This window comes from Streptomyces sp. NPDC093586 (assembly GCF_044764905.1).
GTDB lineage: Bacteria > Actinomycetota > Actinomycetes > Streptomycetales > Streptomycetaceae > Streptomyces.
Genome location: NZ_JBIWJA010000062.1, coordinates 15,309 through 28,667, shown reverse-complemented (window position 1 = coordinate 28,667; position 13,359 = coordinate 15,309). Strand labels below are relative to the sequence as shown.

At 66.5% G+C, this 13,359-nt stretch carries 10 protein-coding genes and 2 pseudogenes; 4 read left to right on the top strand and 8 right to left on the bottom strand.

What is annotated here, in order from left to right; all coding sequences use genetic code 11:
• A pseudogene (locus ACIRFH_RS35020) lies at positions 1 to 95 on the bottom strand (transposase); the annotation flags it as partial.
• A gap of 83 nt (positions 96 to 178) precedes the next feature.
• On the opposite strand from ACIRFH_RS35020, the gene ACIRFH_RS35015 reads away from it, so the two are divergent.
• Both ACIRFH_RS35015 and ACIRFH_RS35010 read left to right on the top strand, forming a co-directional pair.
• Positions 179 to 1,036, top strand: coding sequence for an ISL3 family transposase (locus tag ACIRFH_RS35015; protein ID WP_403530122.1), 858 nt, complete (start codon positions 179 to 181; stop codon positions 1,034 to 1,036).
• A gap of 1 nt (position 1,037) precedes the next feature.
• A complete protein-coding gene (locus ACIRFH_RS35010) occupies positions 1,038 to 1,757 on the top strand; it encodes a transposase (RefSeq protein WP_403530120.1) in 720 nt (239 codons plus the stop codon).
• A gap of 37 nt (positions 1,758 to 1,794) precedes the next feature.
• On the opposite strand, the pseudogene ACIRFH_RS35005 reads toward ACIRFH_RS35010, so the two are convergent.
• The 7 genes and pseudogenes from ACIRFH_RS35005 to ACIRFH_RS34975 all read right to left on the bottom strand — a co-directional run.
• Positions 1,795 to 2,385, bottom strand: a pseudogene (locus ACIRFH_RS35005) (transposase); the annotation flags it as partial.
• A gap of 131 nt (positions 2,386 to 2,516) precedes the next feature.
• On the bottom strand, positions 2,517 to 4,478 hold the full coding sequence (locus tag ACIRFH_RS35000; protein ID WP_403530117.1) for a polysaccharide lyase family protein: 1,962 nt from the start codon (positions 4,476 to 4,478) through the stop codon (positions 2,517 to 2,519).
• 378 nt (positions 4,479 to 4,856) lie between these two features.
• The gene (locus ACIRFH_RS34995) at positions 4,857 to 5,972 is read right to left on the bottom strand and encodes a Gfo/Idh/MocA family protein (protein WP_403530114.1); all 1,116 of its coding nucleotides are present in this window, start codon (positions 5,970 to 5,972) and stop codon (positions 4,857 to 4,859) included.
• Complete coding sequence (locus ACIRFH_RS34990) at positions 5,969 to 6,565, bottom strand: hypothetical protein (protein ID WP_403530112.1); 597 nt, start codon at positions 6,563 to 6,565, stop codon at positions 5,969 to 5,971. The genes ACIRFH_RS34995 and ACIRFH_RS34990 overlap by 4 nt, the downstream gene beginning before the upstream one ends.
• 5 nt (positions 6,566 to 6,570) lie before the next feature.
• Complete coding sequence (locus ACIRFH_RS34985; protein ID WP_403530109.1) at positions 6,571 to 7,422, bottom strand: carbohydrate ABC transporter permease; 852 nt, start codon at positions 7,420 to 7,422, stop codon at positions 6,571 to 6,573.
• Between the two features lie 32 nt (positions 7,423 to 7,454).
• Positions 7,455 to 8,426: a carbohydrate ABC transporter permease gene (locus ACIRFH_RS34980; RefSeq protein WP_403530106.1), complete on the bottom strand. Its 972-nt coding sequence runs from the start codon at positions 8,424 to 8,426 to the stop codon at positions 7,455 to 7,457.
• Positions 8,427 to 8,474: 48 nt separating this feature from the next.
• The gene (locus tag ACIRFH_RS34975; RefSeq protein ID WP_403530104.1) at positions 8,475 to 9,737 is read right to left on the bottom strand and encodes an ABC transporter substrate-binding protein; all 1,263 of its coding nucleotides are present in this window, start codon (positions 9,735 to 9,737) and stop codon (positions 8,475 to 8,477) included.
• 1,023 nt (positions 9,738 to 10,760) lie between these two features.
• On the opposite strand from ACIRFH_RS34975, the gene ACIRFH_RS34970 reads away from it, so the two are divergent.
• Together ACIRFH_RS34970 and ACIRFH_RS34965 are read left to right on the top strand one after the other, a co-directional pair.
• On the top strand, positions 10,761 to 12,194 hold the full coding sequence (locus ACIRFH_RS34970; RefSeq protein WP_403530101.1) for an alpha-L-fucosidase: 1,434 nt from the start codon (positions 10,761 to 10,763) through the stop codon (positions 12,192 to 12,194).
• Positions 12,195 to 12,311: 117 nt separating this feature from the next.
• Positions 12,312 to 13,355, top strand: coding sequence for a LacI family DNA-binding transcriptional regulator (locus tag ACIRFH_RS34965; protein WP_403530099.1), 1,044 nt, complete (start codon positions 12,312 to 12,314; stop codon positions 13,353 to 13,355).
• Positions 13,356 to 13,359: the final 4 nt, after the last annotated feature.

Sequence of the window (13,359 nt, the reverse complement as noted above, 5' to 3'; positions counted from 1 at the left end):
CCGGCCCACAGCCCGAGGATCTCCCGCCGGCCCTCGGTGGTGACGGCCAGGGCCACGTAAATGGGCCGGTTGGCGACCGCACCGTCGCGGATCTTGGTTCTGTCGACGATCTTGTGATCCGGACGGTTGAGCGGCTCGTGCCGACTGTTCGCGATCAGGCATGGCGTGCTCTCGTGATGTGTTCCCGCAGCTGTTTCCGTACCTGTCCGCGTTGCTGATCGAGGAGGTCGAGCGGCGACCGGACCAGGTAGTGCTGAGAACGCGGGTGCGGGCGACGACTGGCTCCTGTCGGTGCGGCCAGAGCTCGGCCCGGGTGCACGGCCGGTACGTACGCAGGCTGCGTGATGTCGCCGTGGGCGGGCTCGGTGTCGTGATCGAGTTGTGTGTGCGCCGCTTCCGCTGCGAGAACCCTGCCTGCACGGCGGTGACGTTCGCCGAGCAGGTCTCGGGACTGACCACCCCGCATAGTCGGCATACCCCGCTGCTGCGCGAGGTGTGGACGCAGGTCGGGCTGGCTCTGGCCGGCCGGGCAGGAGCCCGTCTGGCGTCCGCGGTCGGCCTTGCCGTGGGCAAGGACACACTGTTACGGCTGGTCAGGTCCCTGCCCGAGCCGGAGATCGGCAAGGTGGAGATCCTCGGCGTCGACGACTTCGCCTTCCGCAAGGGGCGCCACTACGGCACGGTATTGATCGACATGGCCACCCACCGGCCGCTGCACCTCTACGACGGCCGCGAAGGTGAGGACCTGGCCGACTGGCTCCGTGATCACCCCGAGGTGAGGGTCATCTGCCGGGACCGTTCCAGCGGCTGTTCAGAGGGTGCCCGGGTCGGGGCGCCACAGGCCGAACAGGTCGCGGACCGCTACCACCTGTGGGCCAACCTCGGTCAGGCGGTCGAGAAGACGGTCAACGCCCACCGCTCCCGCCTGGCCGAATCGCCTCCCGGCTCGGCCTCCGGCCCCGACCATGCGGAGGTGGAGCCCGAGGTGGTCCAGCCGCCGAAAGAGCTGAAGATCGTGGTCCGGCTGCGTGAGTAGCATGCATGCTGCCCATGAGCTGTGGCAGCAGGGGATGTCGAAGGCGGCGATCGGCCGGAAGCCCGGGCTGCACCAGGCCACGGTCCGCAAACTGGTCAATGCCCGCTCCGCCGACGATGTCGTGTCCAAGAGCCTCCACCGAGCGCATGTCGTCGACCCGTACGTCGGCTACTTGCACCGGCGCTGGAACGAGGGTGTCAGGAACGCCGCTCAGCTTTACCGCGAGATCAAGCAGCTCGGGTATCCCGGTGGGGAGTTGGCTGTTCAGCGGCATCTGCGGTGCTACCGGACCGGGCGCGGACACGCACCCGATCCGGGACCGAAGCCTCCGTCGGTCCGCGAGGTCACCTCCTGGATGATGACTCACCCCGAGCACCTGCGGGACGAGGACGCCGACAAGCTGCACCGGCTGCGTGAGCGCGATCCCGAACTCGACCGGCTCACTCTTCACGTCAGGAAGTTCGCCGCGATGATGACCGGCCGCCACGGCGGCCGCCTCGAAGACTGGATCACCGACGTGGAACGGGACAGTCTGGCTCCGCTTGTGGGCTTCGCCCGCAACCTCCGCCGCGACTTCGACGCGGTCCGCAACGGGCTGTCCCTCCCGCACAGTTCCGGCGCCGTCGAGGGCAACATCAACCGGCTGAAGATGCTGAAACGCCAGATGTTCGGCCGGGCCAGTCTCGATCTCCTTCGCAAACGCGTCCTGCTCACGCAGTGAGCCTGGACCGTCCGGATCACAAGATCGTCGACAGAACCCGGATCTTCACGTGGATGGCGTCGATGAAGACGACCGGATAGGCCGGGTCGAGGGGTCGGCTCTGCCATTCGGCCATGCCTTCCAGCACCTTGTCGGTGATGGTGGAGATGGTCTGGCGGGAGACCTCGGCGCCATAGACCTCGGCCAGGTGGGCCTGGACTTCACCGGTGGTCAGACCCTTCGCGGCCAGCGAGATGACCATCTCGTCGACGCCGGTCAGGCGCTTCTGCCGCTTCTTGACGATCTTCGGTTCGAAGGAGCCGTCGCGGTCGCGGGGCACGGTGATCTCCACCGGGCCGACATCGGTGAGCACCGTCTTGGAGCGTTTGCCGTTGCGGGAGTTGCCGCCGTTCCTGCCCGCCGGATCATGCTTGTCATAGCCGAGGTGATCGGTGATCTCGCCATCCAGGGCGGACTCCAGCAGCCGCTTGGTCAGCTGTTGCAGCAGCCCGCCCTCGCCGGTCAACTGCAGGCCCTCGGCCTGGGCACGACCCACCAGCTCGTCGATCAACTGGTCGTCCACGGCCTTCGCCGGCACCCTCTTCGAGGGCTCAACGGCCTCGGGCTCAGCCACGTTCTCACTGGTCATCGATGCATCCTCCATGATCGGGAGTTACACCGAACGGTTTACAGTCCCAACCTGATTGGGAATCACTGACCGCGGCCATCAGCGGCGAGAACACCAGCATGACGAGTCTGCGGGAAAGGGCCCCGGAGCGATCAGCGATTGGCGACCTGGAGCCGGATGGTGTCATACATGACACCGGCCATCGGCTGCATCCAGTTGTCGGGTGTCGGTGCCTGGGCGGGGCGTGCGGGTGAGAGGGTGAGGACGTTCTCGCCGGCCTGGATAAGGGCAGCCGGGAACGTGATGGTCGGTATCTGGCGGTGGACTGCCCGGACGGCCAGCCGGTAGGAGCCGGAGTCTCCCACGACACCGGGCAGGGGATCGATGGAGGCGATCTCGGTGCCGTTGAGTGCCACGGCGAGGGTGCCGAAGACCGAGCCGGCCAGCGAAATGTCGAGGTAGCCGGTTCCGCGCTGGTAGCGGTGGGCGTCGAAACGGATCTTCCAGGTCTCGAGTGTGCCGTCGGGTGTCGTTCCGCGCCATTGGAGCTGGGCAGACGTGCCCGGCGTCCTGACGGCCGGGTGGAAGTAGTTCCATTTGGTGGCCGGGTCATCGACTCCGACCTTGAAGTCGACCCCGTTGGGGAACTCGTACGGGTACTCCAGCCACGTGAGCGTCTTGCGATAGCCGTTCTCGCCGCCGTGGATGTAGAACTCCTGGGAGCTCCGGTCAGGCGTACCGATCTGCCAAAGGGTGGTGCCATGGCTGGTCGGGACCCAGACGTGGTTGCCGATGTCGACGGCGGTGGCCGCGGGGACCCCGATCCCGGTGCGCCGGTACTCGCCCATGACTCCCTTGGTGAACGCCGCGAGGGTATAGGTGCCGGGGCGGACGGCGGGAAGGGTGAACCGGCCGTCCGGGCCGATCTTCGCGGCGTAGACGTAGCCGAGTCCGGTGTTCTGCCAGTCGGTTCCGTCGAGTGTGATGCCCTGGAGCTGCCGGTCGGGCTCGGGCTGGTAGAGCATCGCCCAGCCGTCGTCGACGGCCCCGAGGGAGGAGACCACGAGCTTGCCGCTCACCGTGGACCGCTCGGCAGCAGCATAGGCCGGGTCGTCGATCCACCTGTACGGCCAAGCTGTCCGCTCGCGGCCGGCAACCTGCTTCGCGTCCTCCCACAGTGTGGCCACGTTGTCCTTCTCCTCACCGACCGCGGCCTCGCCGACATGGAGATAGGACGGCCCGTAGATCTTCTCCCAGCCCTTGGACGGCTTGACGTCCACCGTGAAGTGGCTCGTGATCGGGTGCCACAGCAGGATCATGCCGCTGTAGTAGTCGTGGCAGGTCAGTTCCTGCCGAGTCGGCCCGCCGAACGCTTCCTTACTGGCCTGGACGAGCGACAGGCCGACCTTCCCGTTCGAGATCATGAAGACGTGGTTGTCGCCTTCGAGGTTCGACTTGTTCTGATACTTGGAGTAGACCGATCCGTCGGGCAGGACGTTGGTGGAGTCTTGGAGGATGACCGAGTTCGCCAGGTTCTCTGCGGTCGGGCGCTGCTGAACGCCGCGGTCGTCGTCCACGACGAACCAGCGGAAGGACGGGTCGTCGGCGGCGTAGGAGTACCGGAGCTGGGCAAAGGTGAGGCCGTCGGGCATGTTCTCGGGATACTTCACGATCCAGTACGTGTAGAGACCGGATCGGCCCCGTTCCAGGGTCATACGGATGTCCAGGTAGAAGCCCAGACGCGAGGGGTCGTCGGAGACCATCGAGATCTCGACGCGGTCAGCCGTCTGAGAGACGACGCTGTAGACGGCGTTGCTGAGGGCGACCGCGCGCGGTGCGCCGGAGTAGTTGAAGGTCGTGGAGCCGCCGCCACGCGAACCTGGGAGCAGATTGGCGCCGGCGTTGCCGTGAGCGCTGACGAGGAGACGCAGGTCGGTGATCTTCGCAGTGGCCTTGACCACGGTGAACTGGATGATGCCGTTCGACAGGGTGACAGAGCTGCCGTTGTCGGCAAGCTTGACGTCAGGCCCGTCTGCCGGGGTGGCTGGTGTCGCTGTCGCCAAGGCGGAGGCAGGCGGAAGGGCCAGGGCTGCCGCCCCTGCGGCTGCGCCCATGAGACCGAGGACTGCGCGTCGGGCAATGGGTGTCGGCATGGATGTACCCCTTCGTACGTCGATGCTGCTGGGATGATCGGCGTTGAGGACCAGCGTCCGGGATGCCTGGCAGTGGGTTGTGTGTGAACAGAGAAGCGGAGTGACCGGAACCGTGATGACGCGCGGTCCCTCGGTCCGGCCGGCACGCCTCGACGGCGGGGCGTGCCTGGCCGGGCTGACCTGACTCGGCAAGGGGGCTGCCGGCGTCAGCGGTGACGGTCGGCATCTCCGGAAGGCGTTACCGACACGGAGGGTGAGCACTTCGCGTCGGCCGGCGCAGTGGCAGCGGTGTGGAGAGCGGCGTGGCGATGCGATCGGCCGTGGTTCCGATCTCGCAGCTCAAGCAGCCCAGGGTGCGTCGAGTTCCGCGAACGTCGCCAGCTGCTCGGCCGACGCACGGACGGCTTGCTCCACACCGGGGATATGAATCCGGGCTTGCAGCCCCTCACCCTCGTGGGTGAGCCACCGCTCGCTGATAAGCCGGGGGGCAGGCGCGCTGTTGACGCTGTCGAGTACCCGCGTGAAGGCACCGCACTCGGCGATGTCGCACTGGAGCGGCACCTGGGGATCGTCCAGATGCGCCAGGAGATTTTCCAGGGGGGAGGTGCGGCCATGCCGTTCCGGCCGGCCGTCCAGCACCAGGAGGTCCTGGGTGTAGTGCAGTTCGGCTCGGCGCCGGGTGCCGTGCACCACGAGGACCGGTTCCGTCGGCGTCCTCGCCGCCAGGGTCACCGCGATGGTGATCACAGTGCCGTGTGCGGTCCTCATCCGCAGACACGAGGTGTCGTCGACCTGGATGTCGCGAACGCGCAGGAGTTCCATGTCCAGGCCGGCGATGTCGCTCCAGCCAGTGCTGTTGTCCAAGGCCAGGGCCGTGGCCACGGCGTGGGCGAAGGGGTTGGTCAGGGCGCCGTCGGCGACGGGAACACCGTCGAGTTCCCGCCGGCCGGCCCACGCCGAACGCTGGTAGTACCCGTCGTCGCGTGACCAAGCGCCGTAGCCGCCTATGCCGTTGACGCGACCGAGTTCGCCGGCGGCCATGAGCTCGGCGAGCCGGGCGTACGCGTGGGACCCGAGGCCCTGGAAGCCGACCTGGCAACTCAGCCCCTTGCGCTGGGCAAGCCGGAGCAGCTCGCGCCACTCCGCGGCGCTGGGCAGAGGCGGCTTCTCCAGCAGCAGGTGACAGCCGGCGTCCAGTACCTGCCGGCCCAACGGCAGATGGGTGTGGATGGGGGTCGCCACGAGGACCAGGTCGGGGCTGGTGGCAGCGAGAAGACGGTCAAGGCGTGTGTCGAAGGCCCGGTCGCCGAACTGTCGGGCAGCGCCCCGGTCCAAGGGCCGCACGTCGCACAGGCCCACGAGACGAACCGTTCCCCGCCCTTCCAGTTCGGTGAGCTCACGCAGGTATGTGCTGCCGTACCCTGACGTGCCGGCGAGCACGACGGTTCTGGTCATTCGGCTGTCCTCCCTTCCACCGCGACGGCGGCGAAGACGAGCAGGCCGGGCAGGATCGGTGTGAAGGCGGGCACCTCGAAGGCGACGACGGCGAGTACCACGACCACGCCGACCAGCATCAGGCTGCCTTTCCAGTCCCGCACGACCCACCGGGCGGCATCCGCCAGAACGGGTCGCCACAGCTGCCCCGGACGCCATCGTGCGGCAGCCCGGATCCCCATCAGAACCACTACCGTCAGGGCCAGGGCCACGAGCAGGCCCATCACCCGCCCGCCCGGCAGGCCGGCGGCCAGAGCCAGCAGGTCCACGCCCGCCACGGAAACGGCGGTCAGAGGGGCGAGCAGGGCCACGGGCTGCCTGGCGGAGGAGGCCAGCAGCCCGAGGAAGCGCCGCACGGTGGGGGTCCGCTCCGTCTCGGCCATCTCGCGCAGCAGGACCGCGCCGGCGCCCGCCGCGGCGAGGGACGTCACCACCGGCAAGGAGGCGACGCAGACCATGACGCCGATGAGCAGTACCTCGGCGGGCAACGCCAAGTGGCGCAGCACGCCTGGTCCCGGCTCACGGCCGGCAGCCTGTGGGGCCGTCGTCTGCATGGAGATCAACCCTTCAGTCCCGAAGTGGAGACGCCGTCCACGAGGAAGCGCTGGAAGGCCACGAAGACCAGCACGAGCGGAACCAGAGCCAGAACCGACATGGCGAACATCGGGCCGAACGATGACTGACTGGTCTGGTCGACGTACATCTGCAGAGCCAGCGGAAGCGTGAACTTCGACGGATCGTTCAGGTAGATCAGCTGGCTGAAGAAGTCGTTCCAGGTCCAGATGAAGGTGAAGATCGAGGTCGTGATGACGGCCGGCCGCAGCAGCGGCAGGATCACGTGCCAGAACGTGCGGAAGGGACCGCAGCCGTCGATGGATGCGCTCTCGTCCAGTTCACGGGGCAGTCCCCGTACGAACTGCACCATCAGGAAGACGAAGAAGGCGTCGACGGCGAAGAACTTCGGCAGGACCAGCGGCCAGAAGGTGTTCACCATGTGCAGCTTCTGGAAGATGATGTACTGCGGAATCAGCACGACGTGGTGCGGCAGCATGATCGTGGAGATCATGAAGGCGAACAGCGGTCCCCGGCCGCGGAACTGCAGCCTTCCGAAGACGTAGCCGGCCAGCGCACAGGAAAAGACGTTGCCGGTCACGGCCAGGACCGAGACGATCAACGAGTTCCCGAAGTACTGCCAGATGCTGTAGCCGGCGACTCCTTCGAAGACCTCGCCGTAGTTGGAACCTGTCCCGTGATCGGGCAGCAGGGACAGGTTGGACAGCACCTCGTTGGCAGGCTTGAAGGAGCTGGAGACCAGCCACACCACCGGGTACATCAGCACCACGACCAGTGCGACGACGGCCGAGTGCCACAGCACCGAGCGTGCGGTGGAACGGCGTGCCTTCACAGGCATCGCGAGTTGGCTGGGCGTAACCGCCTGAGTGCTCATCGGTTGCCCTCCCCGGCGTAGAAGACCCACTTCCGCGAGCTGCGGAACAGCAGGACGGTGATGACCGCGACCACGATGAGCAGTACCCAGGCCATCGCCGAGGCGTAGCCCATCTCGAAGTTGTTGAAGCCGCGCTGGTAGAGATACAGGGTGTAGAGCAGCGTGGAATCACTGGGACCACCACGGCCGCTGCCGATGACGAACGCACCCGTGAAGGACTGGAACGACTGGATGATCTCCAGTACCAGGTTGAACAGCAGCACGGGCGTGATCATCGGGAAGGTGACGGCGAAGAAACGCCGGATCGGGCCGGCGCCGTCAAGAGCGGCCGCCTCGTAAAGCTCCTTGGGGACCTGCTTCAGGCCCGCCAGGAAGATCACCATCGGTGCGCCGAACTGCCAGACCGCCAGCGCGATCACGGTCAGCAGTGCGAAGCGCGGCTGGTCGACCATGCTGCCGGTATGGATGCCGACCGAGCCCAGTACGCGATCGATCACACCGCTGGATCCGAACAGGGACCGCCACACGAGTGCCACGCTGACGCTTGCGCCCAGGAGGGACGGCGCGTAGAAGGCGGAGCGGTAGAAGCCCGTCCCGCGTCTTTTCTGATTGAGCAGGATGGCGACCCCGAGTGCCACGGCGAGCTTGAGCGGGACGGAGATCAGAGCGAACTTCAGCGTGACCAGGACGGATTCCCAGTACCGGTCGTCCTGCGTGAACATGCGCTCGAAGTTCTGCAGGCCGACCCACCTGGGCGCGTCGAAGAGGTCGTAGTCCGTGAAGGACAGGTACAGCGAGGCCAGCATGGGGCCGATGGTCAGCAATGAGGCGCCGATCAGCCAGGGAGACAGGAAGACGTACGCGGCTCCGCTCCGCTGTGACCGGCGTCGGGGCGGTTTCCGTGCTTCCGTGGCGTCGGGCGCTTCAGCATGTCTTCCCGCTGAGCGAGCCTGTGCGATGGTCGGCATCGCGTGATCCTTTCTGCGCCCCCGCGGCCGTGGCCGCGGGGGCGCACCTCACTGTCCGAGGGACTGCTTGGCGTCCTGTACAACCCTGGCGGCCCCCGCAGACACGCTGGTCCGGCCGAAGATCACGTCGTCGTAGACCCGCTGGAAGTCGGTCTTGACGGCAGAGCTGCCACTGGGCCAGAGCCAGGAGTCGGACGGGCTGAGCCTGTCCGCCATCTTGTTCTGGAAGTCGCAGCTCGCCTTGTCGGCTCCGGTGGCCGAGGCGCAGACGCCTGCCTTGACGTCGGAGTTGGGCGGGGTACCGCGGCTGGTGCCCAGAGCCTTGCCGGCCTCCGGATCGTTGAGGAGGAAGTCGAGCAGGAGCGCGGCTGCCTCCTTGTGGGAGGAACGCTGGCTGATGCCGTAGTAGACGGGCGGCAGGGCGGCCATGCCTGAGTCGGAGGTGCTGTCACTGGGCAGCGGCGCGAAGCCGAGAGTGCCCTGGTACGACGAGACGTAGCTGGTCACGCCGGAGTCGTAGGTGATCTCGGATCCGGACTGCTTCGCGACCAGGGCCGAGTTCTGCACCGAGCCGTCCATCTTGGTGGTGGCCTCGGGCCCGGTGACAGCCTTCTGGTTCCGCATGGAGGCCAGCATGCTCCAGTACTGCACGAGGTCGTCCTGCGTGAAGCCGAGCTTGCGGTCAGTGGTGTAGAGCCGCTTGCCGTGCTGGTGCAGCCAGCTCTCGAACCAGTCGATGGCCCAGCCGAAGTCGGTGGTGCCGGCCCTGCCGCTCGACGCTTGGACCTTGGCCATGTCGGCAGCGAACTGCTTCCAGGTCCATCCCGTGTCGGGGACGGTCACTCCTGCCTTGGCGAACAGGTTCTTGTCGTAGGCGATCAGCTGCGTCGTCTGCCCGGCGGGCATCGAGTACTGGTCGCCGTCCGCCTTGCCTCCCGCGAGCAGGTTCGCCGGGATCTTGTCGGTCTTCAGCGTCTTGCCGACATAGGGAGTCAGGTTGGCCAGCTGATGCTTCTGCTGGTACTCGCCGAAGGTGGGACGGTCCAGCTGCAGCAGATCGGGCGCACTGCCACCCGCGATCTGCGTGGTCAGCTTCTGCACGTAGGCGGGGTAACCGCTGAACTCGGTCTGAACCTGGATATTCGGATGCTCCTTCTCGAACATCGCCACGGCCTTCTCGGTGGCTTCCGCTCGGTCTTCGTTGCCCCACCAGGCGAAGCGGATCGTCTGCTTGGCGTCGGCACCTACGTCGTTCGATGACGACGAGCACGCGGTGAGGGTTCCGGCAAGGGTGACAGCGGCTACAGCCACAGCAGTCCAGGCGGCCCGCCGGGGAGTTTGACCTCTCATGGGTGTCCCTTTGTGATTCAAGAAGTGAATCGGTTCAAAGTGAGGGGGATGCCAGGAACCGTAAGTTGCCCTGCAGCGCTCGTCAAGAGACCGGGAAAGCGCTTTTTCTGGCAACCGTCCTGACGCTTGCGCAGCATGAGGAGATTCGGCACTCGGCTCACCACCCCTTCCCTCTCGCGCAGAACGCTTCAAGCGTCTGCTCAACCGGCTCTGATCAGGCACTTCCCACTTCAGGCCGCACCATGCCGAGGTCCTCCGCCGTGCCGGAGGAAGGGCGATGCCGACGGCAGACACCACTGGCTCCCTCGATGAGAACCATGCGGTTCCTGCGGCACATTCATCCCATGTCTAGACCGGAGCGGCACCTCCCGAAGTCACCCACGCCGCGATCGATCAGGCCGCCCGGAGGCTGGAGCCGGTGGGCGGCAGGAAGGCCGGCCACCAGCCAGAGAGTGCCCATCTGACCTTCGCTGCCGGGCCTGCATCTCAACTGCTCGCAAAGGCGGGGGCGTTGGGCGAAGCAGGGGTGCGAGCTGGCGCAACCCCCACCAGCCGTCAAAAACATACGTCGTCCCTCTGGTGACCCTGGAGGCCAGTGGTAGGATGACTGACCTACCGAGGGAGGATGCGAGACGGCTCCGGCCTACAAGGCGATCACCCCTCTTTCCGTCCCTTGACCGAGTAACGAAGAGGCGATACCTTCCGCCGAAGTAACTTTGGTTCGAAACGTTTCAAAAGTAAGTCTGTACCTGTAAGGAAAACAGTGCAGGGGCTTACTTCCCATTGAGCGAACAGCGCGGCCGAATCGATTTACCGACCCATTCGGGAAAGGCGGATCGGTATTCGCGAGTATCAGCGGTCGGGTACCCGTTCCCTGCCCGGGTAGGGAACGCGGCCGCTTGGCATCTCTCGCCATCTCGATCCCGGTACGGCTTGACCACAGGGAGGTGACCCCGGCGTGGGCGACATCGGCGGAATGAGTCAGTGGCGGTTCATCCGGTTCGCCTTCGACGCTGCACGCAGGCCGGAACACAGTGGCCTTCCGTGTCGACGACGCACCCGGCGACCAGGTCGACGACTGTCCCTCCATCCCTACGAAGTTCTCCTGTCAAACGCACTGAAGGGGCTGACCCGATGCCGATGCAACCCTGGTTCCGCGAGGCCAAGCTCGGAATCTTCGTCCACTACGGGATCTACGCCGTGGACGGCGTGGAGGAGTCGTGGTCCTTCTACCGGGGGGATGTCAGCCACGAGCGGTACATGGCTCAGCTCGAGCGCTTCACCGCTGCCGCTTACGATCCCGAAGCATGGGCCGACCTGTTCTCCCGAGCGGGAGCGGACTACGCCGTTCTCACCACCAGGCACCACGACGGCGTTGCCTTGTGGGACACCGCGTACGGGGGACTGAACACGGTGCAGCACACGCCGGCTCGACGCGACCTCGTCAGCGGGTACGCCAAGGCGCTGCGCTCCCGCGGCCTGAAGGTCGGCTTCTACTACAGCCTCAGCAACTGGAACCACCCCGATTACGCCAGCGTCGCGCACCCTGACCCCGACCCGGCCATCGCCGTCGAGGACACCCTCACCAACCCGTACGTCGTCCCGGCAGACGGCGAGCAGAACCCGGACGCCTGGCAGCGTTACCGCCACTACCTGCACGGACAGGTGACGGAGCTGGCGCGTGAGTTCCGGCCCGACCTGTTCTGGTTCGACGGCGAGTGGGAGCGCAGCGAGGAACAGTGGGGGGTCGACGAGATCGCCGACCGGATCCTCGCCGAGAATGCGCACACCGTCTTCAACGGCCGTCTGCTCGGTCGTGGTGACTACGCCACCCCCGAGCAAGGCATTCCTGTGAGCGCCCCTGACGGCCCCTGGGAGCTCGCCCTGACCGTGAACGACTCCTGGGGCTTCCGCCACAGCGATCAGCACTTCAAGTCGGTGACGAAACTGGTGCGCTACTTCGGCGAGGTGATCGGCATGGGCGGCAATCTGCTGCTGAACGTGGGCCCCAGGGAGGACGGCTCCCTCCCGGCCGAGGCGATCACGCGGCTCGAGGGCCTCGGTTCCTGGATCACCAAGCACGATGTCGCTGTCCATGGAACCGATGCCGGGCTGCCACCCGGTCACCACTACGGCCCCAGCACGGTCTCGGCGGACCGCCTAACGCTCTACCTGTTCTGCCTGGATGTACCGCGCGAGGTCATCTCTCTGCGAGGCCTCATGAACCGGATCGAGCGGGTGACGGTTGTGGGCAGCGGAACCGAGCTCGGCCATCGCACCGACCCTGGGCTGGGCGCCGTTCCGGGGCAGACGTGGATCGACGCACCAGCTGACGCGGACATCGACGAGCATGTGACGGTTCTGGCCGTCGAACTGGACAGCCCGCTGGCCCTGTACAGCGGTCGCGGGCGCAACTGACGAACGGGCCTCCGGCGGCCGCCCCTCGCGGAAGGACTCATAGGGCCGCCGTCAGGCCGGCCCGAGCCTCGCCGGCCGGATGACGCCACTGAGACATGAGAAGAGGAACAGAAGGCCGTGAAGCAACGTGCGGGCATAGCGGACGTTGCCAGGGAAGCGGGCGTGTCGATCGGCACCGTCTCCAACGTGCTGAACAAGCCGGACATCGTCGCGGACGCCACACGTGCCCGTGTTCTGGCCGCGGTTGAGCAGCTCGGTTACGTACGCAATGAGGTAGCCCGCGTCCTACGAGGGAGCTCATCGCGTTTGCTCGCCCTGCTCGTGCACGACCTGACGAATCCCTTCTGCATGGCGTTGATCCAGGGTGCGGAGGAGACCGCGAGGGAGGCGGACATGGCCGTGATGGTCTGTAACAGTGCTCGGGAAGCCGCCGAGGAAGCCCGATACCTGGCCCTGTTGAGGGAGCACCAGGTCCGCGGAGTCCTGATCACCCCTACAGACCTGTCCGGGTCCTCGGTCAGAGTCCTGGAACGCTTCCAGATGCCGTTCGTCCTGATGGATCATCCCGGCACCGGGTCAGAGGCTTCCTGTGTCGCGATCGACGACGTGGAAGGCGGACAGCTGGCCGTCCAGCACCTCTTGGACAGTGGGCATCGCCGCATCGTCTTCGTCAGCGGTCCTTCCTATCTCCCGCAGGTCGCCTACCGCCGCACCGGCTGCCAGAAAGCGCTCCGTCTCGCCGGCCTGTCCGCCGACTCCCTGCAGGAGATCTCGTGTCCGGAGATGACCGTCGCGGCCGGACAGGACGCCGGCCGGCGGCTGCTCACCATGACCCACCGCCCCTCAGCCGTCTTCTGCGCCAACGACCTGCTCGCCATGGGCGTGCTCCAGACTCTGTACGAGGCCGGCGTGCTGGTCCCGGAGGACATGGCCATTGTGGGCTGTGACGATATCGAGTACGCCTCCTCCGCAGCCGTCCCCCTCACCTCCGTGCACCGCCCGGGCAAAGTCATGGGAGCCATGGCCGCCAGGCAGCTTCTGGCAGCCACAGGGCGCACGCACCATCGAGGACCCCACCGGCAGATCATCCTGCGGCCGTCGCTGACGATCAGGCGCTCGTCGCCGCGCACTGCGCGCCCTGCTGCACGCGATGCGGATTGATGGA